This window comes from Phycicoccus sp. CSK15P-2 (genome assembly GCF_016888005.1).
Classification (GTDB): Bacteria; Actinomycetota; Actinomycetes; order Actinomycetales; family Dermatophilaceae; genus Phycicoccus.
In genome coordinates, this window is record NZ_JAFDVE010000005.1 from 15,034 (window position 1) to 38,356 (window position 23,323).

The 23,323-nt window shown below is 71.5% G+C and carries 18 protein-coding genes and 1 tRNA gene; 8 read left to right on the forward strand and 11 right to left on the reverse strand.

What is annotated here, in order from left to right; all coding sequences use genetic code 11:
* Nucleotides 1-54 precede the first annotated feature (54 nt).
* Nucleotides 55-1,422, reverse strand: a complete 1,368-nt coding sequence (locus JQN72_RS03515; RefSeq protein WP_204133782.1) for an ABC transporter substrate-binding protein — start codon at nt 1,420-1,422, stop codon at nt 55-57.
* Between the two features lie 334 nt (nt 1,423-1,756).
* Between JQN72_RS03515 and JQN72_RS03520 the strand changes: the two genes are divergently transcribed.
* On the forward strand, nt 1,757-2,734 hold the full coding sequence (locus JQN72_RS03520; RefSeq protein WP_307812399.1) for an AraC family transcriptional regulator: 978 nt from the start codon (nt 1,757-1,759) through the stop codon (nt 2,732-2,734).
* Here JQN72_RS03520 and JQN72_RS03525 read toward each other — a convergent pair.
* From JQN72_RS03525 to JQN72_RS03550, 6 genes are all read right to left on the reverse strand, one after another.
* Entirely contained in the window at nt 2,722-4,188 is a 1,467-nt protein-coding gene (locus JQN72_RS03525) for a mannitol dehydrogenase family protein (protein WP_307812400.1), read from the reverse strand. The two genes, JQN72_RS03520 and JQN72_RS03525, sit on opposite strands and share 13 nt — an antisense overlap.
* 182 nt (nt 4,189-4,370) lie before the next feature.
* Nucleotides 4,371-5,828 (reverse strand): LCP family protein, encoded by a 1,458-nt coding sequence (locus JQN72_RS03530; protein WP_307812401.1) that lies wholly within the window; start codon nt 5,826-5,828, stop codon nt 4,371-4,373.
* A gap of 167 nt (nt 5,829-5,995) precedes the next feature.
* Nucleotides 5,996-6,199 (reverse strand): cold-shock protein, encoded by a 204-nt coding sequence (locus JQN72_RS03535; RefSeq protein WP_204132061.1) that lies wholly within the window; start codon nt 6,197-6,199, stop codon nt 5,996-5,998.
* 266 nt (nt 6,200-6,465) lie between these two features.
* The gene (locus JQN72_RS03540; protein ID WP_204133785.1) at nt 6,466-7,299 is read right to left on the reverse strand and encodes an ATP-binding cassette domain-containing protein; all 834 of its coding nucleotides are present in this window, start codon (nt 7,297-7,299) and stop codon (nt 6,466-6,468) included.
* On the reverse strand, nt 7,296-8,318 hold the full coding sequence (locus JQN72_RS03545; RefSeq protein WP_204133786.1) for an ABC transporter permease: 1,023 nt from the start codon (nt 8,316-8,318) through the stop codon (nt 7,296-7,298). The genes JQN72_RS03540 and JQN72_RS03545 overlap by 4 nt, the downstream gene beginning before the upstream one ends.
* Before the next feature lie 2 nt (nt 8,319-8,320).
* On the reverse strand, nt 8,321-9,418 hold the full coding sequence (locus JQN72_RS03550; protein WP_204133787.1) for a substrate-binding domain-containing protein: 1,098 nt from the start codon (nt 9,416-9,418) through the stop codon (nt 8,321-8,323).
* Between the two features lie 170 nt (nt 9,419-9,588).
* Here JQN72_RS03550 and JQN72_RS03555 point away from each other — a divergent pair, with 170 nt between their 5' ends.
* Nucleotides 9,589-10,587: a LacI family DNA-binding transcriptional regulator gene (locus tag JQN72_RS03555; RefSeq protein WP_239100069.1), complete on the forward strand. Its 999-nt coding sequence runs from the start codon at nt 9,589-9,591 to the stop codon at nt 10,585-10,587.
* 25 nt (nt 10,588-10,612) lie between these two features.
* Here the strand turns inward: JQN72_RS03555 and JQN72_RS03560 are convergent, their stop codons facing one another.
* Together JQN72_RS03560 and JQN72_RS03565 are read right to left on the reverse strand one after the other, a co-directional pair.
* A complete protein-coding gene (locus tag JQN72_RS03560; protein ID WP_204133788.1) occupies nt 10,613-10,999 on the reverse strand; it encodes a cupin domain-containing protein in 387 nt (128 codons plus the stop codon).
* Between the two features lie 122 nt (nt 11,000-11,121).
* Nucleotides 11,122-11,208 (reverse strand) — tRNA-Ser (locus JQN72_RS03565).
* Nucleotides 11,209-11,354: 146 nt separating this feature from the next.
* Here JQN72_RS03565 and JQN72_RS03570 point away from each other — a divergent pair.
* From JQN72_RS03570 to JQN72_RS03590, 5 genes are all read left to right on the forward strand, one after another.
* A complete protein-coding gene (locus tag JQN72_RS03570; RefSeq protein WP_239100070.1) occupies nt 11,355-11,696 on the forward strand; it encodes a protoporphyrinogen oxidase in 342 nt (113 codons plus the stop codon).
* 388 nt (nt 11,697-12,084) lie between these two features.
* On the forward strand, nt 12,085-13,659 hold the full coding sequence (locus JQN72_RS03575; protein ID WP_204133789.1) for a S8 family serine peptidase: 1,575 nt from the start codon (nt 12,085-12,087) through the stop codon (nt 13,657-13,659).
* Nucleotides 13,659-14,255, forward strand: coding sequence for an RNA polymerase sigma factor (locus JQN72_RS03580; RefSeq protein WP_204133790.1), 597 nt, complete (start codon nt 13,659-13,661; stop codon nt 14,253-14,255). The genes JQN72_RS03575 and JQN72_RS03580 overlap by 1 nt, the downstream gene beginning before the upstream one ends.
* A complete protein-coding gene (locus JQN72_RS03585) occupies nt 14,252-14,752 on the forward strand; it encodes a carboxypeptidase regulatory-like domain-containing protein (protein WP_204133791.1) in 501 nt (166 codons plus the stop codon). The genes JQN72_RS03580 and JQN72_RS03585 overlap by 4 nt, the downstream gene beginning before the upstream one ends.
* Before the next feature lie 232 nt (nt 14,753-14,984).
* The gene (locus tag JQN72_RS03590) at nt 14,985-17,309 is read left to right on the forward strand and encodes a CHAT domain-containing protein (RefSeq protein WP_204133792.1); all 2,325 of its coding nucleotides are present in this window, start codon (nt 14,985-14,987) and stop codon (nt 17,307-17,309) included.
* Here JQN72_RS03590 and cysE read toward each other — a convergent pair.
* Entirely contained in the window at nt 17,302-17,898 is a 597-nt protein-coding gene (cysE, locus tag JQN72_RS03595) for a serine O-acetyltransferase (RefSeq protein ID WP_204133793.1), read from the reverse strand. The two genes, JQN72_RS03590 and cysE, sit on opposite strands and share 8 nt — an antisense overlap.
* A gap of 2 nt (nt 17,899-17,900) precedes the next feature.
* The gene (cysK, locus tag JQN72_RS03600; RefSeq protein WP_204133794.1) at nt 17,901-18,830 is read right to left on the reverse strand and encodes a cysteine synthase A; all 930 of its coding nucleotides are present in this window, start codon (nt 18,828-18,830) and stop codon (nt 17,901-17,903) included.
* 412 nt (nt 18,831-19,242) lie between these two features.
* On the opposite strand from cysK, the gene JQN72_RS18825 reads away from it, so the two are divergent.
* The gene (locus JQN72_RS18825; protein ID WP_307812402.1) at nt 19,243-23,223 is read left to right on the forward strand and encodes a heterodisulfide reductase-related iron-sulfur binding cluster; all 3,981 of its coding nucleotides are present in this window, start codon (nt 19,243-19,245) and stop codon (nt 23,221-23,223) included.
* Nucleotides 23,224-23,323: the final 100 nt, after the last annotated feature.

Consider the following 23,323-nt stretch of genomic DNA (forward strand, 5'->3'; position numbering starts at 1 on the left):
GGCCGGCCGGACGGCCGACCCCGGCACCTCGGAGGCTAGTCCCTAGCCAGGGGGTCAGCCCTTCTGAGCGTCACCCGCGGTCTGCGCGATGCTCTGGCACTTGGACAGAGCGTCGTCGACCGACGACCGGTTCGCGATGTAGTCAGCGATGAGCTGAGCACACTGGTTGCCGACGTCCTGGAACTCGGGGATGGAGACGTACTGGATGCCGACCCACGGCTGGGGCTTGACACCCGGCTGCTCCGGGTTGACCGACGTCATGACGTCGAGGGTGATCGGGGCGTAGGCGGCCGCGGCCTCCTTGTACTCCGGGATCTCGTAGGTCGACTGGCGGGCACCCGGGGGAACCAGCGACCAGCCGAGCTGCTCACCGACGAGCTGGTGGTAGTCCTTGCTCGTGGCCCACTTCACGAAGTCGATCGCGGCGTCCTTGTTCTTGGTCGTGGACGGGACCGCGAGGTTCCAGCTCCACAGCCAACCCGACTCCTGGGTCTTGTTGACCGGCATGTGGGCGTAGCCCATCTTGCCCTTGACCGGCGAGTCGTCGGCCTCGAGGAGCGAGGCGGCGACGGAGGCGTCGGCCCACATCGCGGCCTTGTTCTCCTTGAGCGCGGTGAGGCACTCGTTGAACGAGTAAGACACCGGGTCGGCCTCGCCGGACTCGTCGAGCATCGTCTTGTAGAACTCGACGGCCTCCTTCCACTCCGCACTGTCGACCGTGGCGTTCCACTGCTCGTCGTACCAGTTGCCACCGAAGGTCTGGACCACGGTGGTCAGCGGAGCGAAGAGGTCACCCCAGCCGGGCTTGCCGCGCATGCAGATGCCCGACATGTCATTGGTGTTGACCTCCTTGGCCGCCTCGGCGACCTCCTCCCAGGTCGGGTTCATCGACAGCTTCACACCGGCCTTGTCGAGAACCTCCTTGTTGTACATGAGGATGGAGGACTCGCCGTAGAACGGCACCGCGTACTGCTTGCCATCGTTGGAGATGGCGACCCGGACGGGCTCGAGGATGTCGTCGACGTCGTACTCGGCGTCCGAGGCCAGCGGCTCGGTGAGGTCGACGAGCCAGCCGTTGGCACCCCACTGCGGGGTCTCGTAGGCACCGATGGTGACGATGTCGTACTGGCCGGCGCCGCTCGCGACGTCCGCGGTGACCGCGGCGCGCAGGTCGGCCTCCTCCATGACCTGGAAGTTCACGGTGGTGCCGGGGTTGGCCGACTCGTACTCACCCTTGAGCTTCTCCATGTCCTGCATCTGGCCGTTGTTCACCGTGGCCAGGTTCAGGGTCACGCTCTCGCCGCCGTCGCCGCCGGCGGAGCTGTCGTCCGTCGAGACGTTCCCGGACGAGCAGGCGGCGAGGGCCATGGCCGTGGCCATCGCTCCCGCACCGAGCGTCAGGGCGCGCTTCTTCGCGAGCATTCCTAACTCCTTTGGTAGGTCTCCGCTCCCGTTCCCAGGGAGTCGGGGTCTGGTGCCCGGGCGGTTCCCGGGGCGTTCCGTACGGCGGTGCTGCGCCACGAACACGGGCAATGTAAGGATCACGAGGGTCGTGCAGCAAGCACCTCGACCCTTCCGCTTTCGATACTATTTTGCCGCGCTCGGTCGAGCCCGCCGTGCCCCCAGTGTGCATCGCTGGTCGACGAATTGCAGTGGCAGCACGCGCAAGTCACGGCGTCAACGAGGAGTGGTGACGATTTCGTATCAATCAACGGGCACACCCCGCGCCTACCTCGCAGGATTCCCCTCCGTCGCCGTGGAGGCCTCGACCCAGGACAAGCCCCTGCCGCGCGGGGCGTACCCCCCGCCGCGCCGCGAGGTCATCCCGCCGCATCCACAGCAGGCCATCCGCGCCCTGACCCACGACTTTCCGAGCGAGATCTGCGGATGGGGCGCGCATCCCGAGTACGAGATCCACCTCATCACGAAGACCCACGGCAGCTTCATCGCCGGCGACCACGTCGGGACCTTCGCGCCAGGACACGTGAGCCTCATGGGTCCGAACCTCCCTCACGACTGGGTCAGCGACCTGCCGGACGGCCAGGTCGCCGTCGACCGCGACGCCGTCATCCAGTTCACCGACGAGTGGGTCCGCGAGTGCATGCGGATCATCCCCGAGCTCATCGAGATCGACGAGGTGCTCACCCAGTCGACCCGCGGCCTCGTCTTCTCGGGCGCCACCGCCTGGCGCGCCGCCGAGACCATCCTCGACGTCACCCGCACGCACGGCGCCGAGCAGATGGCACACCTGTTCAAGCTGCTCAGCCTGTTCGCGCGATCCCCCCGCGAGGACCGTGCGGTCGTCGCCAGCGAATGGCTCGGGCGCCCCACGGACGGGAACTCCCTCAACGCCGTCGAGGCCGGGCTCTCGTACATCTTCGAGAACCTCACCGGGGACATCCGCCTCGCCACCGCCGCGAAGATGGCGTACATGTCCGAGCCGACGTTCTCGAAGTACTTCAAGAGCGCCACGGGCATGACGTTCAGCGCGATGGTCAAGAAGCTGCGCATCGCGCACGCCCGTCGGCTGCTCGACTCCACCCAGGAGCCGATCGCCCAGGTCGCGGCACACAGCGGATACCACAACATGGCCAACTTCAACCGGCAGTTCCTCGCCGAGGTCGGCACGACCCCGACGAGCTACCGCAAGCTGGAGACCAGCCAGAAGCCACCGCCGGAGCTGTTCAGCCTCGGGCTGCGCGCCCCCCTCGACGGCGGGGGTCAGCCCACGTAGCGGTCGAGCGCACCGTGCACGCCGTGCTCGGTGATCGCCGAGCGGGCCTCGAGGAAGGCGCTCCGGAAGGTCTCGTCGGCGCCGAGGTCGCCGAAGACCGCGTCGATCCCGATGAAGGCCGCCGGGTCGTCGCCGGCCGCGGCCGCACGCAGGGCGTCGGCGTGGATGTCCGGCGGCACCTCGGACCCGCTGATGTCGCCGCGCTCGATGGCGGCCCAGTACTCGGCCCATGCCGCGACCATGAGCGCCCCGAGCGGGACCTCGCGGCCGGCCGCCAGGTTGTCGCGGATCGCCGGCAGGGCGAAGGTGGCCATCCGGTTCCCGCCGTCCGTGGCGAGGCGGACGAGGGTGTCCTTGATGCCCGGGTTGCCGAACCGCTCGACGAGCGTCGCCATGTAGCCGGGGAGGTCGATGCCGGGCAGGTCGCCGAGGGTCGGGGCGGCCTCGTCGGCCATGTACCGCTCGAGGTAGGCACGGACCTTCTCGTCCTCCATCGTCTCGTCGACGAGGCGGTAGCCGAGCGGCGCACCGAGGTAGGCGATGGCCTGGTGGCTCGCGTTGAGCAGGCGCAGCTTCATGAGCTCGTAGGGCTTGACGTCGTCGACGAACTGGACGTCGACCTGTTCGAGGTCGGGCCGGCCCTGGACGAACTCGTCCTCGACGATCCACTGGGTGAAGGGCTCGGCGGGCACGGGCCAGGCGTCCTCGACACCGAAGTCCTCGGCGAGGGTCTCGCGGTCGGCGTCGGTCGTCGCGGGGGTGATCCGGTCGACCATGCAGTTGGGGAAGGGGACCTCGCGCTCGATCCACTCGGCGAGCTCGGCGTCGACGAGCCGGGCGAAGCCGAGGACGGTCTGCTTGCAGACGTCCCCGTTGCCCTGGAGGTTGTCGCAGGAGAGGACGGTGAAGGGCGCGAGGCCCGCCTCGCGCCGCCGGCGCAGGCCCTCGACGATGAACGCGAAGGCGGTGCGGGGCGCGTCGAGGTGGTCGACGTCGTGGACGACGTTCTCGTCCGTCTCGTCGAAGCGGCCGGTGCCCGCGTTCTTGATGTAGCCGCCCTCGGTGACGGTGAGGCTGACGATCCGGGTCGCGGGGTCGACGAGCCGCGCGTACACGTCGTCCGCGTCGTCCGGACCGAAGAGGTACTCGAGGACCGAGCCGATGACCCGCGGCTCGAGCGAGCCGTCCGGGTGCCGCACGACGAGGGTGTACAGGCAGTCCTGGCCGCGCATGGCGTCGCGCATGGCGGAGTCCTGCGGGAGGACGCCCACCCCGCAGATGCCCCAGTCGAGGCCGGACCCGGCGTCCATGAGCCGGTCGAGGTACATCGCCTGGTGCGAGCGGTGGAAGTTGCCGAAGCCGAAGTGGACGATGCCGACCCGCGCCGCGAAGCGGTCGTAGCCGGGCGTGGCCACGGTGTCAGAAGGCAGATCGACGCTGATCCGAGCGGTCACGGAGATGTCCTTTCGCGGCGGTTCGTGCACGTCCCCAGGCGCATGAAACCAACGACGCTCGTCGTATGGAAAGGCACCGGGCGTGCATCCGAGGAAACCATCGACAGGCGAGGAGATCGCATCGACGGACCCCCTCTGTCGGGGTCCGTCCACCTTCCCATCCGGAGGTGACCCGCGCCAGGTCAGGAGCAGATGTCCTCGTCGGCGGTCCGGGCCTTGATCGTCGTCGACGGTGGCGGCGCGCTGACGCGTGACCTCGGCAGCGGCTCGCTGCCCAGGCGGTTCGGCACCTCGACCACCGACGCCGCACCGGCCCCGATCGTCACCCGGATGTGGTCGCCGAGGGTGGGGTCCTCCTCGACCCCGGAGTCCGGGAAGGCGGCCGCGACGGTCCGTGCCTCCTCCTCGGCCCCCGGGCCGTGCGCGACGACGACGCCGTCCGGCCGGTCGGCGACGGAGGAGGTCGTGACCCGGGCGAAGCCCTGGACCCGCAGTGCCCTGGCCGCGGCGGCGGCGAGCCCGTCGACTCCGGTGGCGTTGACGACCGTCACGGTGATGTCGTCGGGGCTCACCGTCAAGGGGGTGGGGGACGGCTGGGGCGTGGGCTCGCCCGCGTCCTCGGACTCGGTGACCGAGCGGTCCTCGCGCAGCGTCTGCCACAGGGTCTCGGCCGCGGCGGACCACTGGACGCGGTTCGGGTCGGCGGGATAGGTCTCGACGGGGACGGTGACGAGCGCGACGTTGTCGACGCCGACATCCTTGACGGACTGCGCGATGTCCTTCATCTGGCCGAGACCGAGGTCCTCGTCCGTCGTCAGCGACTGCGTGGCGGCGTCGAGGAAGCCGAAGAGCCGGTCCGGGCGCAGGAGCAGGGAGGTGCGGGTGGCCTCCTGGACGACCGAGGCGAGGAACTGCTGCTGCCGCTCGATCCGCCCGAGGTCCGACCCGTCACCCAGGGTGTACCTCGCCCGTACCCAGCCGAGGGCCTGCGTACCGTCGAGGGTGTGCCGACCGGCGCTCAGCCGCAGACGGGCCTTGGGGTCGTCGATGTCGACGGGGGTGCAGACCGGCACCCCACCGAGCGCGTCGACCATCTCCCGGAACCCCGAGAAGTCGACGATCGCGACGTGGTCGACGAACAGCCCGGTGTCGGCCTCGAGCGTGGCGACCAGGCAGGCGGGCCCACCCATGCTGAACGCCGAGTTGACCTGCTGCACCCGCCACAGGTCCTTCGTGGTGTCGAGGTCGCACGACGGCGGCATCGGGACCATCGAGTCCCGGGGGATGGAGACGACCGTGACCCGCTCACGGTCGGCCGACAGGTGGGCGAGGAGTGTGGTGTCCGAGCGGGCGCCGCTCGTGAGGGTGTCCCCGGGGAGGTCCTGGCCCTCCCGGGTGTCCGACCCGACGAGCAGGATGTTGAGCGGGCCCTCCGCCTTCTGCGGGCGGTCCTCCTCGCCCAGGGCGTCACCCAGCGAGACGCGGTCGATGTTCCCCTCGAGCCGCCACCACGCGAAGCCGAGGCCGCCCCCCAGCACGACGCCCAGCACGACGAGCACCGTGAGCACGCGCCGTAGGCGCAGCGGGTGGGTCTCCCGCGACCGTTCCCGGGCGCGGTTGCGACGCGTCTCCTTCGGCACCGCCCACCTCCACATGCCGGCCCGCCTTGGTCTCCAGCGGGCGCACGGATCGTCCGGGTCTCACGGACCGTGCGAGTCTACGGACTTCCGCGCGACCCCCTTCACACAGGACGAAGGCCCCGCCCGGCGAACCGGGGCGGAGCCCTCGTGCGACTCGGGTGACCGGGTCAGATGGGGCGGACCTGGTCGGCCTGCGGACCCTTCGGACCCTGGGTGACCTCGAACTCGACCCGCTGAGCCTCGTCGAGGCTGCGGTAACCCTGGACGTCGATCGCAGAGTAGTGGACGAACACGTCCGGGCCGCCGCCGTCCTGGGCGATGAAACCAAAGCCCTTCTCAGCGTTGAACCACTTCACGGTGCCCTGTGCCATATGGGGACAACTTCCTTCACTTGCGTAGCACTCGGCCGGCGCACGTCGCACCGACCGTGGATGCGACTCCAGCCCCCTGTGGCGCGAGGGTAGTTCGACCTGAGAGGTACTGCTGTTGCTGCAACCGCGAGCGAACCTAGCAGAGTGAGCGCGCCCTCGCCGTCTGCGGGCCGGTCGGTCCACCGTTCGGTCGCCGACCGTTCATCCTCGCTTCCGAGCAGCCCCGCCACCGGGGCCGACCGGTCGGTCCGACGGGCTCCGCCCGCTCAGGCGGACTCCAGCGTCGTGGCACCCGTCATGATCGCCACCCCGTCGCCCATCTCGTGGGACCGCGGCGTGACGACGCCGGCGCATCCACCCAGCCGCTGGATGTGGATCCGGTCGGCGACCTCCCACACGTGCGGCATGTTGTGGCTGATCAGGATGACCGCGAGCCCGTTGTCGCGGAGCTGCTCGACCATGTCGAGGACCATGCCGGACTCCTTGACACCGAGCGCGGCCGTCGGCTCGTCGAGGACGACGACCTTGGACCCGAACGCCGCGGCCCGAGCCACCGCCACGGCCTGCCGCTGGCCTCCCGACAGGGTCTCGACGGCCTGGCCCATGTTCTGGATGGTCTGGATGCCGAGGTCCTGCACCGACCGGCTCGCACGCTGCTCCATGCCCTTCTTGTCGAGCATCCGGAAGACCGACCCGAGCAGCCCCTTCCGCCGGTCCTCGCGGCCGAGGTAGAGATTGCTCGCGATGTCGAGCGCGGGGATGACGGCCAGCTGCTGGTACACCGTCTCGATGCCGGCGTCGCGCGCGTCCTGGGGGCGACGGAACGCCACCCGTCTGCCCTCGAGCTCGATGCGGCCGGAGTCGGGGAGGTACGCCCCGGTGAGGCACTTGATGAGCGTCGACTTCCCGGCGCCGTTGTCGCCGATGACGGCGAGCACCTCTCCCTTGTAGAGGTCGACGCTCACGCCGTCGAGTCCGACGACCCGGCCGAAGGTGATGACGAGGTCCCGGGCGGAGAGCACGGGGTCGGCGTCGTAGATGCCGCGCCGCTCCTCGGGGATCGCCTCGAGGGCGAGGGGCAGGGGCTCGGTGCGGCTCATGCCTTCACCTTCCGGATCCACTGGTCGATGGCGACCGCGACGATGACGAGGACGCCCGTGGCGAGGACGCGCCACTGCTGGTCGACACCCAGCTGGGACAGCCCGAACGCGAACGTCTGGACGATGAGCGCGCCGATGAGCGTGCCGATGAGCCGGCCCCGCCCGCCGAAGAGGCTCGTCCCGCCGATGACGACCGCGGTGATGGACGCGAGGTTGGCGTCCGGGATGGCGTTGGGTGTGGCGGCCCCGGCCCGGCCGATGAGGATCCAGGCGGCCAGGCCGTAGATCAGACCGGCGACGGTGTAGACGCCGAGGAGGATGCGACGGCTCGGGACGCCGGAGAGGCGCGCCGACTCCGCGTCGTCCCCGACGGCGTAGACGTAGCGGCCCCAGGCCGTCTGGGACAGCACGAAGGCCATCACCGCGTAGATGAGGACGACCACGACGATCCCCCACGTCAGGCGGAAGGCGCCGATGCCGAAACCCTCGCCGAGCACGTTGAGCAGCCGCGGGAGGTGGCTGGCCTGGATGCTCGCGCCGCCGGAGTACAGCAGCGCGATGGCGGTGAAGATGCTCAGCGACCCGAGCGTGACGATGAACGGGGGGAGGTTGATCCTCGTGACGAGCAGGGCGTTGACGAACCCGGCGAGCGTCGCGAGGCCGACGCCGATGAGCAGGGCGAGGATCCCCGGCATGCCGCCGTCCTCGGCCAGGGAGGCCATCACCATCATGGACAGGACCATGACCGCGCCGACGGAGAGGTCGATGCCGGCGGTGAGGACGATGAGCGTCTGCCCCACCGCGAGGGCCGCGACGACCGCCGTCTGCTGGAGCAGGATGCCCATCGAGCCGGGCGTGAGGAAGGTCGGCGTCGCGATGAAGAACGACACGAACGCGACGAACAGCAGGAAGAGCGGGCTCAGCCACGGGCGGGCGTGGAGGACGTGCTGCAGCCTCTGGAGGGGGGAGTGCTGCCGCCGGGAGAACTCGGCGGCAGCGCTGCCGGAGGTGGTGGTCATCCTCAGTTGCCCCAGCAGAGCTCGGCACCCTCGGCGGAGTCGATGCTGTCGACCCCGTCCACGGGCTCGTCGGTGACGAGGGCGACGCCGGTGTTGAAGAAGTCGAGCCCCTCGGTGGGCTTCGGCTTCTCACCGCCCCGGGCGATCTTCGCGATGGCCTCCATGCCGAGCGTCGCCATCTTCAGCGGGTACTGCTGCGCAGTGGCGCCGATGACACCGCTCCTCACGGAGTCGACCCCGGCGCAGCCGCCGTCGACCGAGACGATGAGCGCATCCTTGCCGGCGGCCTCGAGGGCGGCGCTGGCACCGACGGCCGCCGGCTCGTTGATCGTGTAGACGAGGTTGATGTCGGGGTTCTTCGCCAGGCACCGCTCCATCGCGGTGCGGCCGCCGTCCTCGGCGCCGTTGCTCGCCTCGTTGCAGACGATCGTGTAGTCGCCGCCGGAGTACGAGCCGCTCGTGGCCTCGTCGCCGTTCTTCGTCGGGTCGGCGACGTCGATGCCCATGCCTTCGAGGAAGCCCTGGTCCCGGTCGTAGTCGACGGAGACGATCTTGTCGTCGAAGAGGTCGAGGAGCGCGATGACGGCCGGCTCGCCGTCCAGCGTGGCCGCGGCCCACTGCCCGTCGAGCTTCCCGGCCTCACGGTTGTCCGTGGCGAACGTGATGTCCACGGTGTCCGGCGGGTCCGGCGGGGTGTCGAGCGCGATGACGTACAGGCCGGCGTCGCGGGCCTGCTTCATCGCGGCGTTGACCCCGGTGGACATCGGGGTGATGAGGATGCCCTTGTCGCCGCGGGCGATGGCGTCCTCGATCGCGGTGATCTGGCCCTGGTCGTCCCCCTCCTGCTTGCCGGAGGCGACGGTGAGCGTGACGTTCTGCGTCGTCGCGTCCTGCTTCGCACCGTTCTGCATGGCCACGAAGAAGGGGTTCGTCGAGTCCTTCGTGATGAGGGTGACGCCGACCGCGGCCTCGCCGCCGGAGCCGGAGTCGGAGGCGCTCCCGCGGTTGCACGCGGCCGCGGTGAGGGCGAGTCCGACGATCCCGGCCGAGGCCACGATCCGACGGGCGGACGGGCGGGGTGGGCGCTGACACAGCTGCATGTCCGGACTCTCCTTCGAGTTGCTCTCGGGGTCGGACGACGCGGCACCATCTGGTGACAACGTTGTCACCAACCGTTTCTAGCGAATCCTTGCGTATCGGTCAAGACATGAGTTAGAACACATCTGTGGGCCTGACATCGTTGTCAACGAGGGGTCGCGGGCGGGCGACCATGCGGGACGTCGCCGCTCTCGCCGGAGTGAGCCTCAAGACGGTGTCGCGGGTCGTCAACGACGAGCCCGGCGTGTCGGACGACGTCCGGACCCGCGTGCAGACCGCCGTGGCCCGCCTCGACTACCGGCCCAACCTCGCCGCGAGCAACCTGCGCCGTCTCGGCGCCCGCACCGGCCTCATCGGCGCCCTCGTGCAGGACCTCTCGAACAGCTTCTCGGCCGCCCTGCTCCGGGCCCTCGAGGACGCCGCACGCACACGGCGCACCGGCATCCTCACCGCCAGCCTCGACGAGGAGATCCACCGCGAGCAGGCACTCGTCCACGACCTCGTGACCCGCCGGGTCGACGCGCTCGTGCTCATGCCGTCCAGCCGGTCCCAGGAGTACCTGGCGGCCGAGCTGCGCACCGGGACACCGGCGGTCTTCGTCGACCGGCCACCGCGGGGCGTCGAGGCCGACTCCGTCGTCGTCGACAACGCCTATGGTGCCCGCCTCGCGGCCGAGCATCTCCTCGACCAGGGCCACCGGCGGATCGCCGGCATCTTCCACCTCCCGCAGATCCACACCGCGGCGGAGCGGATGCGCGGGTTCACCAGTGCGCTCACCGACGCGGGGCTAGAGCCCGACCCCCATCTCATGGTGACCGGCGTCGCCACCGTCGAGGCCACGGCCGCAGCGGTGCGAGAGCTCCTCGACCTGGCCGACCCGCCGACCGCCATCTTCGCGGCACGGAACAACCTCGCGGTCGGCGCCGTGCGCGCCATCGCCGAGCGCGGGCTCTCCCGGGAGGTCGCGCTCGTCGGGTTCGACGACTTCCCGATGTCGGACCTCGTCGACCCGCCCCTCACGGTCATCCGCCAGGACGTCCCGCGCATCGGCCGCACGGTCGCCGACCTGGTGTTCCAGCGCATCGAGGGCGACCGCTCGCCCGTGCAGCACGTCGTCCTCAACCCTTCGCTCCTCGTGCGGGGGTCCGGCGAGATCCCTCCGCGCCGGTGAGCGCACTCGCGCGCGGGTGCGGCGGTCACCGGTGCGGCGGAGGCGCCTCGTCGACGTTGACGGTGGGGATACCGATGCCCGCACGGGCGATGACGGCGAGCGAGGGCTCACGGCCGGGGTTCGACTCGCGGTGCACGGTGAACGCGGGGACGTGGACGTAGCTGCCCACAGTGGCGTCGACATACCCCTCCACGCCTTCGCACTCGAGGCGGAGCACTCCTCGCACGACGTACAACACGGACACGTTGGAGTCGTGGTGGTGCCAGCCGGAGACCGCGCCCGGGTCGGTGACGACCTGGCCGGACCACAGCCCCGGGACCTCGACCGCGCGGCGACGGAGCATCCCGCTCGTGGGGTCGGCCTCGACCAGCTCGTCGTCGGTGACGACCCGCACGGGCCCGCGCTCGGTCATCCCGCCACGGTAGCCCCGGCCCGTCCTCCCCGCCCTCTCAAGCTCTCTCACCTCTCGCGAACGTGTGTGAACACGCCGCACCTTCCGCGGCGTGTTCACACACGTTCGCGACTGGAGGCGAGCGGAGGGCGTGGGATTCGAACCCACGATGACGTTGCCGCCATAGCGGTTTTCAAGACCGCCGCACTAGGCCACTATGCGAGCCCTCCTCACCCGGCGGGCCGGGCGCCCGACCAGGGTAGGCCCCACCGGCGACCGTCCGACCACCGACGCCGGGCGCGGCCGACTCCCGTCACCGCCGAGGCCACCGGGAACGACGCCCTCTGTAGGGTCGGGGCAGACGAAAGGAGCCCCCATGGGCAAGCTGTCCTTCCTCGCGGGCCTCGCAGCCGGCTACGTGCTCGGCGCCAAGGCGGGCACCCAGCGCTACGAGCAGATCCGTCGCACCTCGGGCAAGGTGTGGAACTCGGAGCCGGTGCAGAAGCAGGTCGAGAACGCCAAGGAGGCCGCGCGCACCAAGGCCGCTCCGGTCGTCGCCGACATGGTGGCCGACGCCGCCCGGGCCACGGGTGAGAAGCTCCGCCAGGGCCGGACCATCGCGTCCGAGGCCATCACGCACGACTCCCCGGAACCACGCCGCAGCGAGGACCACACCGACGCCTGGGCCGCCGCGACCAGACCCACGACGACCGACTAGCCGCAGTCGCAAGGCCCTCGAGCACGCCCGCACGGGCCACGCCGGCGGACGCCACTGCGCATCCCCCGGGGCGGTCTCTGCCACCGCTCCCGTCCGGCGTGGCCCGCGCGCCCCACCGGGGGCGTGACCGCGTCCTCCCGGCGTCGGCCCACCCCTTCGGACGCCGAGGCGGTGGCCGCCCACCTCTGCTCGGGCGTCCTGCCGCGGCGCCCGGAGGGGCCCACGTGGAGAAGGACGAGCCCGCCGTCCCCCTGATACCCCGGCGGGGAAAGTTCTGGATCCGGACGTATCACCGTCGCCTCCGGCGGCTCCTGTTCAGCGTCGACGAACGTCACTACGCTGAGGCGCCACCGTCTCGGCCGACCCGCCTCTCATCCAGGAGCAGCCCATGAGCGTCACCGGCCCGGAGCAAGCGTCCAACGGCGACGGGCCCGTCGGTGACCGACCACCGGCGCCGGTGTTCGGCATTCCGGCATCGGCCCTCGAACGGTTCGATGCCGTGGTCCTGGACCCCACGACTGCGGAGCGCAACGGCGACCAACCGGCTCCGCGCCCGGTGGCGTACGTCCGCACGCGTCTCCTGGTCCCGGGTCTCACCGACGCACAGCTCGCGGATGCCGTCGCCGCCCTGGAACGGCTCGGCGAGCAGCTGCAGTTCACCCCTCGCGTCCTGGCGAGCGCGGTCCGTGACCTGGCCGTCGAGCTCGGGTACGACGACCGGCTGGGAGCCTCCACCCACAGTGCGGTGGAGCTCGTGCCCCTCGACGAACGCACCGGCCCACCGCTCGACGCGTGGACGGTTCTCCAACGGGCCCGGCGCGAGCTCGGCGAGAAGGTGGCCGGATGGGGTCTCGACCATGTCCTCATGAGCGCGGGCACCCTCGACGGGGTCGGGTACATGGGTGGCGTCGGCTACATGGGTGGCGTCGGGTACATGGGCGGCGTCGGGTACATGGGCGGCGTCGGGTCGCCCGGCACCGCCTCCGGCAGGGCACCCGTGGCCCTGAGTGCCGAGCCGCCACGACGCAGCGCCGAACGGTCACCGGTCGTCGCCGTGCTCGACACCGGTCTCGGCAAGCACCCCTGGTTCGACGGGTCACCCCTCGTCGAGCGGGACCCTCGGATCGACGGTGTCCCGATCGGCCTGCGCTTCCCACCGGCGGACGACCCGGAGGGCTCCGGTGTCACGGTCGACCTCGTGAACGGCAGTCTCGACGCCCTCGCGGGCCACGGGACCTTCGTGGCCGGTGTCATCCGCCAGCACTGTCCGGACGCCCGGCTGGTCGTCGTCCCTGTCATGTACGGAGACGGGGCTGCCGAGGAGCACGACGTCATCGAGGCGCTCAATGCTCTCGCGTTGTACCACTGGTCGGCCTTGGACGGCCGGACCGACGACCCTCCCCTCGACGTCGTCAACCTCTCTCTCGGGTACTACCACGAGACTCCGGCCGCCGTGCAGAACGAGACGGCGCTCCTCCACATCCTGCGCGCACTCGCGGACGACGGCGTCGCGGTCGTCGCGGCGGCCGGCAACGGAGCCACGACCGAGTACTTCTGGCCTGCCGCCCTCACCTCGGAACCCCAGCCCGCTGTCCCCGTGACCAGCGTCGGCGCCACCAACCCCGGCGACACCTCCGTCGCGGTGTTCTCCAACACGGGCAGCTGGGTGACCCGCTACGAGCCCGGCGTCGCGGTGGTCAGCACCATGCCGGTCACCCTCGACGGCTCCTCACGCGGGGCTGTCGCCGTGGCGGCCCGAGGCGGCAGCCCGGCCCGCAGCACCGCCGACCCCGACCGGTACGTCACCGGCTTCGGCATGTGGAGCGGTACCTCGTTCGCCTCCCCCGTGTGCGTCGGACGTATCACTGCCGCGCTCGCCGCACACAAGACCCCGGCCGACCGGGAGTCCCGGGTCGAGCAGGCACGAGAGGCGCTCAACACCGCCCTCGGAGGGACGTCGTGATGCAGACAGGGGCAGGGTCCGAGAGCCTCGCAGTCCGGGCGGCCGACGCCTTCAGAGCCTTCCGGGACGGCGACCCGTCCGGGATGTCCACGCTGGTGGACGACGTCACGCCCCTGCTCTGGTCGATCGCCCGGCAGCAAGGCGTCAGCCGGCAAGGCGCGGAGGACGTCGTCCAGAACGCCTGGCTCAAGCTCGTCGAGCACGCGGCGTCCATCGCAGATCCGCAGTCGGTGCTCAAGTGGCTCATCACCACCACGAAACGGGACGCGTGGACGCTCGGCGCCCGGTCCCGCCGCGAGGAGCCCGGCGCCTCGGAGGACATCCGAGAGCGAGAACCGGAGAACACGGCCCCTTCACCGGAGGCCGTCGTCCTCGCCGCCGAAGCGGGCTCGGTCGTGTGGACCCATTTCGCGGCGCTTCCCCAGAGGTGCCAGACCCTGTTGCGCGCCATCGCTTTCGCGGACCGCCCCGACTACGCCCACGTGGCCGAGGCCCTCGGGATGCCCGTCGGCTCGATCGGGCCCACCCGCGGACGCTGTCTCGCCAAGCTCCGCGCCTCGCTCACGGCCGACCCTCGATGGGAGCTCTCCACATGACCCCCACGCCCGAGCACGAGTTCCGGCTCGCCGCCGAGCCCCTGGACGACCTGGACGCGGCCGTCCTCGCGGAGCTGCGGGGCCTCCACTCCGACGCCGACCCCCTGCCCGGCGACCTGCTGGACCGCATCAAGTTCACGATGAGCGTGGCGCATCTCGAGGCACAGGTCGCGGAGATCGTCAGCGAGTCCGATCTCGCTCCGGTCCGTGGGACGGACTACGACCGAGCGGACACGGTGACCTTCGCCCGGGACGGCCTCAGTGTCATGGTGACGATCGAGCACGGTGAGTCCCCTCGCGCAGACGTGGCCGGCTGGGTCAGCGAGAGCGACGTCGAGGTCGAGCTGCGCGAACGGGGAAGGACCCGGACGACGAGCACCGACGATGACGGACGGTTCACGTTCACGGGAGTCGAGCGAGGGCTGGCCAGCTTCGTCCTCCGACGACGCTCGGAGCCGGACGCTCCGCCGATCATCACGCCGGCGATCGAGCTGTAGGGGCCCCGACATCGAGGACGACGAGCTGCTCGTCCACGCGCAGCGGCTGCTCGCAACCGCCCGGCAGGACAACGAGGCCGGGCGGTTCGACTCCGCGGCATCCAGTCTCGACACCGCTCTCTCCCTGCTCGCCCCCCGGACGGACCGCGCGGCCATGTGGCTTCGCACTCGGGTGCTTGTCACGCGATCGTGGTCCGAGCTCGAGCGGAGGGGTACCGAGCCTGCCCTGGCGATGTTGCACACGGCCAGGGACGCCGCTGCGGATCTCGGCGACCCGCTGCTGCTCGCCCTCACCTGGATCCAGGAGGGGACGGTACTGGGCCGGGTCGGGGACTGGCGCGCGTGCGTGTCCGCGCTCGAGCATGCGGCGGACGGGGAGCACCTCCTCGACCCCTCGCAGACCTGGGCCCTCTGGCTCAACCTGGGACAAGCGGAGCTGGGTCTGGGCGACACTGCGGCCGCGGCGGCCCACGCCGAGGCCGCGATCGCCGTCGCCGCTGAGCACGGGCTCGTCGACCTGGAGTTCAAGGCCCGCCACAACCGGGCCGTCGTCGCATTCGTGGACGGCGACGTCCCCCGGGCCCTGCTCCTCATGAAGGAGGCGGACCAGATGGACGCGGCGGTCTCCCGCGACCGCGCGCGGCTCGACCACGCCGAGGTGCTCATCGCCGCCGGCCTCGTCCGGCAGGCCCGCGCGACCCTCGAGGACGCCCTCGTCACGGCCCGGGCGGAGGGGCACCGGCTCGAGACCGGGGAGATCGGCCTGCGGCTGGCCCGCTGCGACGTCCTGGAGGACGACCTCGACGGCGCGCGACGGCACCTGCGCTCCGCCGTAGCGGCGTGGCGGACCCGGCAGGCGGATGCTCTGCTCCGGGAGGCCGAGCTCGTCCGCGCAACGGTCGACGTGGCGGACGGCTCCGACCTGCCCGCGGTCGTCACGGCTCTCGCCCGGCGGAACACGGGGATGCTCGGGCCCGCGCCCTCGGACCGGGTCGCCGTGCGGATCGAAGCCGAGGCCCGGGCCCTGCTCGGCGACCCGGACGGCGCCGAGCACCGGCTCGACAGGCTCGCGGGCCACCCGACCGGGTCGCTGGCCGCCGGCCTGCACGAGGCACTCGTGCGGGCTCGCATCGCGGCAGCCCGTGGGCGGTGCGACGAGGCGGGGCGGCAGGCGACCACCGGCAGCCGGCTGTTGGCTGCCCATCAGCACCAGTCGTCGAGTCTCGACGTCCGGGCCGCCATGGCCCTGCACGGCCGCGCCTTGGCCAGGTTCGACGTCGAGCGGGCGCTCGAGGGCGGCGACGCTGCGGACCTGCTCAGCACGGTCGAGCGCTGGCGGGCGATCTCGCACCGGGTCGCTCCCGTCGCGGCCACGAGCGACCCCGAGCTCTCGGCCCTGACCCGCGAGCTGCGTCGGCTGCGCCGGCTGTCCACCGACGGCGGAGCGGACGTCGTCCGAGAGCTCGCGCCCCGGATCGCGGCCCTGGAGGCGGACGTCGCCGAGCGCGAGTGGAGCCTCGCCGACCAGGTGTCCAGCCGTCCCCAGGCCGGAGCGGTGGAACCCGACGAGGCCGGCGCGGCCCTGGCCGACCGGCAGGCGACGGCGGTCGAGCTCGTCGAGTCCGGTGGCGTGCTGCGTGCGGTGGTCGTCTCCGAGCGGGGTACGACGAGCCACGAGCTAGGACCGCTCGTGGACGTCGTCAGCCTCGTCGTCCGGCTCCGCCGCGACCTACGGGCACGGGCGTCGCTCGCTCCGCACTCACCCATGCTGCGGACGCTCGCACGCGCCACCCGGTCCTCGCTCGGGGCGGTCGATGCCGTCTTCGGACGGCTGTGGGGTGGCGGTGCACGCGTGATCGTCATCCCGTCGGCGTCGTTGTCCGCCATGCCGTGGAGACTCCTCCCCTCGCTCGCCGGCTCACCGGTCACGGTGGCGCCGAGCCTGACCCGCTGGGTACGCGGCCCACAGCGCGTCGGGGCCGAGCAGCCGCAGGAGCCGCTCCGGGCCCTCTACGGGCCGGGGCTCGCCCACCCGGCACCCGAGGTCGCAGCCGTCCGCGAAGCCTGGGGCGTCTCGACGACGACCCGGGCCGCAGCGAGCAGCGACGACGTCCTCGCCGCCCTCGGCGCGGCCCGCGTGGTCCATCTCGCCGCGCACGGGACCCACGAGGCGCAGAGCCCCTTGTTCTCGTCGGTGCGGATGGCCGACGGGCCGGTGTTCGCGCACGAGTTCCCCCGGCCCGTCGTGGCCGAGCACGTCGCGCTCGCCGCCTGCGACGTCGGCCAGTTCTCCAGCCGCCCGGGGGACGAGCCGCTCGGGCTGGCGACGGCTCTGCTGTCGCTCGGGACGCACAGTGTCCTGGCCGCGGTGGCACCGGTGGCGGACGACCTCGCGGCCGAGACGATGGTGCACTACCACCGGCAGCTCGCACGGGGCGCGGACGCCGCCGAGGCCTGGTGCGCGACCGTCGCGGAGCAACCGGACGCCGGGGCGTTCTGCGTCTACGGCTCGGAGTGGAGCGCCGGCGGGACCGAGGCCGCCGAGACCATCAGATGAAGATGGCGGGCTCGGCGAAGAGGGCGTCGTAGGGGTCCTCGTCCGGGCGCTCGGGGAAGCGCACCCGGGCCGGGATGCCGGTGGCGACGGCTCCCGCCGGGACGGTCTTGACGACGACCGAGTTCGCGCCGATCTGCACGTCGTCGCCGATCTCGACGTCGCCCAGGACCCGCGCACCGGTGCCCACCGTGACGCGGTCGCCGAGCGTCGGGTGGCGCTTGACGCCCCGCTGCAGCGAGCGTCCGCCGAGGGTCACCCCGTGGTAGAGCATGACGTCGTCCCCGACGACCGCGGTGGCACCGATGACGACGCCCATCCCGTGGTCGATGAAGAACCTCCGCCCGATCCGTGCACCGGGGTGGATCTCCACCCCGGTGACGGCCCGGGTCACGGTGGACATCAGGCGGGCGGCGGGGCGCCACTGCGGCCCCTTCTCCCAGAGCCGGTGCGCCGCCCGATAGGCCCAGATCGCGTGCAGCCCAGGGCTGTTGAACGCGACGTCGGCCCGCGTCTGCGCCGCGGGGTCGCGGCGCATCGCGGCATCGAGGTCCTCGCGGACGGTCTCCCGCGCCTGCCGGATGATGGACATGGTCAGTCGACGAGCCCCTCGAAGAGGATGGTCGAGAGGTAGCGCTCGCCGAAGCTCGGGATGATGACGACGATCGTCTTGCCGGCGTTCTCCGGGCGCGACGCGACCTCGTTGGCGGCCGCGAGCGCCGAGCCGGACGAGATGCCGACGAGCAGGCCCTCCTCGGTGGCGGCCTTGCGGGCCCACTCGACCGAGGTCTGCGCGTTGACGTCGATGACCTCGTCGTAGACCTCGGTGTTGAGGATCTCGGGGACGAAGTTGGCGCCGATGCCCTGGATCTTGTGCGGGCCGGGCTGGCCGCCGTTGAGGATGGGCGACTCCTCGGGCTCGACGGCGACGATCTTCACGTCCGGCTTGCGTGACTTGAGCACCTCGCCGACCCCCGTGATCGTCCCGCCGGTGCCGATGCCGGCAACGACGATGTCGACCTCCCCGTCGGTGTCCTTCCAGATCTCCTCGGCGGTGGTCCTCCGGTGGATCTCGGGGTTCGCGGCGTTGGCGAACTGACGCGCGAGCACGGCGCCCTCCCGCTCGGCGACGATCTCGTCGGCCTTCGCGACGGCGCCCTTCATCCCGAGCGACGGGTCGGTGAGGATGAGCTCGGCGCCGTAGGCCCGCAGCAGGGCGCGGCGCTCCTTGCTCATCGACTCGGGCATGGCGAGGACGACGTCGTAGCCGCGCGCGGCACCGACCATGGCGAGGGCGATGCCGGTGTTGCCGGAGGTGGCCTCGACGATCGTGCCGCCGGGCTTGAGGTCGCCCGAGGCCTCCGCGGCGTCGATGATCGCCACGCCGATGCGGTCCTTGACGGAGCTGGCCGGGTTGTAGAACTCGAGCTTGGCGGCGACCGTGGCATCGCCGCCGATGATCCGGTTGAGCCGGACGAGCGGGGTGTTGCCGACGGCCTGGGTCACGTCGTCGAGGATGGGCATCGAGTCGCCTTTCGGTCGGGTGCGCCGATCACCCGGCGAGGGCGGCGGCGCGCTACATCGGTCTGCTGCCCGGGCCAACCCCGAGCACGTTATGGCTATTCCAACAGAACGTTATCCCTCGGGACAACGGCGTCCATCCTCCGGCTGCGCGGGGCGAGCCCGGCCGTGCGTGGCAGGCACCCGGAGCATGGGTCCCGAGGCCGGGCCAGGGGGCAGGCATCGGGGCTCGGGCCTGGCTCGCAGACAGAGGCTTGACAGTCGTCACACACGGGTGAGCGCTTGCTTACCTGCGAGTACGCTGACCGGCATGCCTGCCGTGCCCGCATCCGCTCCGGCCAGCGACATCCCGTTCTCCGACTTCGGCGGCACCACACCGCTGCAGGTCGTCGCGGTCGTCGTGTCGCTGCTCGTCATGGTCGTCGGCGTCGCGCTGTTCGCCCGGCAGATCGGCCGCTTCGTCGGGCAGTACCGGCTCGGCCAGCCCGACGCCACCCGCACGAACGACCCCGGCGCACGCACCTGGACCCTCACCCGCGAGTTCCTCGGCCACACCCGGATGAGCCGCCTGCCGGTCGTCGCCGCAGCACACTGGGTCACCGCGCTCGCGTTCATCATCCTGTTCACGACGCTGGTCAACGCCTTCCTCCAGCTGTTCCGGCCGGACGCCCGGCTGCCCCTCATCGGGCACTTCCCGCCGTTCGAGTGGGTCGTCGAGCTCTTCTCGTGGGCCGGGCTCGTCGGGATCGTCGTCCTCATGGCCATCCGCCAGAAGGAGCACCCGCGGCGGGCGCGCGGCGAGGGCGGCCGCTTCTCGCGGTTCTTCGGCTCCACGTTCTGGCAGGCGTACTACGTCGAGCTCACCATCCTCGGCGTCACCGTCTGCATTCTCCTGCTCCGCGGGCTCGAGGCGGCGATCGCCGAGCGCGCCGAGCCCGGCACCTCGCTCGCGCTGCACTTCCCGCTCACCGGCTGGATGGCCGGCTGGTGGGGCGGCGCGTCGCTCGCCACCATCGCCTCCGTCGTCTACATCGTCGCGACGGTCAAGATCCTCATCTCGTTCGCCTGGATGATCACCATCTCGCTGCAGCCGACGATGGGCGTCGCCTGGCACCGCTTCCTCGCCTTCCCCAACATCTGGTTCAAGCGGGAGTCCTCGGGCCGCACGGCGCTCGGCGCCGCCAAGCCGATGACGGTCGGAGGCCGGCCGTTCGACCTCGACGCCATGGAGGAGATGGAAGAGGGCGACGTCCTCGGCGTCGGTTCGGTCGAGGACTTCACGTGGAAGGGCCTGCTCGACTTCTCGACGTGCACCGAGTGCGGCCGCTGCCAGAGCCAGTGCCCCGCCTGGAACACCGAGAAGCCGCTGTCGCCGAAGCTCCTCATGATGACGCTGCGCGACCACGCGGACGCCAAGGCTCCCTACCTGCGGGCGCTCGCGGACGCCGACGGCGACACCGAGAAGGCGATGGCCACGGTGACCTCCGCCGCGCAGGCCACGCCCACGGACGGCATCGAGCCCACCGCTGCCGTCGACGTCGTCGACTGGCCGTCGATGACACTCGTCGGTGAGACCGGGTACGCCGCCGACTCCCCGCTGACGGCGTACAACCCGCACGGCCCGGACGCCGTCATCGACCAGGACGTCCTGTGGTCGTGCACGACGTGCGGCGCGTGCGTCGAGCAGTGCCCGGTCGACATCGAGCACGTCGACCACATCATCGACATGCGGCGGTACTCGACGCTCATCGAGTCGGCCTTCCCGAACGAGCTCGGCGGGCTGTTCAAGAACATGGAGACCAAGGGCAACCCGTGGGGGATGGGTGCCCGGGCACGGCTGGACTGGGCCAAGGACCTGCCCTTCCCGGTCAAGGTGCTGGGGCAGGACGTCGAGAAGGCGTCCGACGTGGACTGGCTGTTCTGGGTCGGGTGCGCCGGCGCCTACGAGGACCGTGCGAAGAAGACGACCCGTGCGGTGGCCGAGCTGCTCGACGCCGCCGGGGTCTCGTTCGCGGTGCTCGGCGACGGCGAGACGTGCACCGGCGACTCCGCGCGGCGGGCCGGCAACGAGCTGCTCTTCCAGACGCTCGCACAGCAGAACGTCGACACCTTCGGCGAGTTCGGGGTGACCAAGGTCGTCGTCACGTGCGCACACTGCTTCAACACGATCAAGAACGAGTACCCGCAGCTGGGCGGCTCGTACGAGGTGGTCCACCACACCCAGCTGCTCAACCGGCTCGTCCGCGAGAAGAGGCTGACGCCGGTGGCCCGGCCGGACGCGACGCCGGCGATGTCGTCGGTGAAGAACGTCGCGTCCACCGCCGCGTCGGTGACGTACCACGACCCGTGCTACCTCGGGCGGCACAACGGGGTGTACGCGCCGCCGCGCGAGCTCATCGGGGCCCTGCCGGGGGTTGAGCTGCGCGAGATGCCGCGCTCGGCCGAGAAGTCGTTCTGCTGCGGCGCCGGCGGTGCGCGCATGTGGATGGAGGAGAAGCTCGGGACGCGGATCAACACGAACCGCACCGACGAGGCCCTGGCCACCGGCGCGGGTCGCATCGCCATCGGCTGCCCGTTCTGCCGCGTGATGATGTCGGACGGGCTCACGGCGAAGCAGGCCGAGGGTGTCGGCGAGGACGTCGAGGTCGTCGATGTGGCCCAGATGCTGCTCGCGGCCGTCAGGCGGGGCGAGGACGCACCGGAGGAGGAGGCGGCCGACGCCGCCGTGGCAGGGGGCCGGGTCGCCGAGGCGGAGGACGAGGGGACCGCGACCGGGGCGGCCGCTGCCGTCGGCGCCGCTGGAGCTGCGGGCTCCACGGAAGCTGCCGGCGCCACGGAAACTTCCGAAACCACGGAAGCTGCCGACACCGCGGGAGCTTCCGACACCACGGGAGCTTCCGACACCACGGAAGCTGCCGGCGCCGCGGGCACGGAACACCCGGATGAGACGACCCGTGAAGCCCGGGCTGCATCTGCCCCCACCGACGAAACCCAGGCTTCATCCGTCGCCCCATCCGATGACGATGCCGACGCCGACCCCTGGGACGAGCCTGCTGCCCGCACCGAGACCCCCTCGGACCGCGCACAGGAAGCGGCGGATGCTCCCGCACCGGCCACCGATGACGACGCCGACCCCTGGGACGAGCCCGCCACCGCAGCACCCGCAGCAGCCAAGCCGGCGACCGAGCAGGCAGAGCCCGAGGAGCAGCCGAAGGCCACGGCAGCAACGCCCGAGACCACTGACGACGCCGACCCCTGGGACGAGCCTGCTGCCCGCACCGAGACCCCCTCGGACCGCGCACAGGAAGCGGCGGATGCTCCCCCGCCGGCCACCGATGACGACGACCCATGGGACGAGCCGGCGGCCGCGGCTGCTCCTGCCAAGGAACCGGCATCTGCCGACCCTGCCGATGCGCCGGAGCCGTCCGGGGACGACCCGGACCCGTGGGACGAGCCCGCCGCGACGGACGACCCGGTCGCCGGGACCTCCCAGGGTGAGCCCACGCCGGAGAAGGCGACAGCCGATGCAGCGGCGTCCGCCGACGACGTCGACCCGTGGGACGAGCCCGCCGTGGACGGCGCATCCGACACTGCGAAGGATGACGCAGCGGCCGACACGGCTGACAAGTCGTCGACTCCGTCAGCCGCTCAGGACGCTGCCACCGACGACGATGTCGACCCGTGGGACGACCCCGCCGCCGGCACCGCGGGAGCCGCCGACTCCGCCATCACGGAAGTCCCGGATGAAACGACCCATGAAGCCCGGGACGCATCTGCCCCCACCGACGAAACCCAGGCTTCATCAGTCGCCCCATCCGACGACGAGGACGACGTCGACCCGTGGGACGAGCCCGCCGTGGACGGCTCCACCGCCGAGCAGCCGACTGACCCGGAGTCGGAGCCGTCCGGGGACGCATCCGACACCGACGAATCCGACACCGCAGACGAGTCGACCGGTGAGTCGGCTGCTCAGCCGGATGACGAGGCCGCGCCGAAGTCATCGACATCCGACGACACGGCAGCCGCCGACGCTCCCTCGACAGGCGCTTCGTCCGGGTCGTTCGGCGACGACGCGTCGCTCGTCGACGAGCCGGACCCTTGGGACGAGCCGGCCGACGCCGCTCCCCGGCCGACCACCGAGCCCCACACAGAGCCTGCCGAGGACGCAGATGCGCCGTTCGGGGCCGCGGCTGGCGCGACCACCGAACACCCGGACGAGACGACCCGTGAAGCCCGGGCCACATCTGCCCACACCGACGAAACCCAGGCTTCATCAGTCGCCCCATCCGACGACGAGACCGCGGCGGCGAGCGACGAGAGCACCGCCGAGCGCGCCGAGGCGGGGTCGTTCGGTGGCGACGCGAGCCTCATCGACGAGCCCGACCCCTGGGACTGAACCGCACCACGCAGCAGTCCCCCGCCGGGGGGGGGGGGGGGGGGGGGGGGGGGGGGGGGGGGGGGGGGGGGGGACGCGCGCCCCCCGGCCCGCCCGCCCG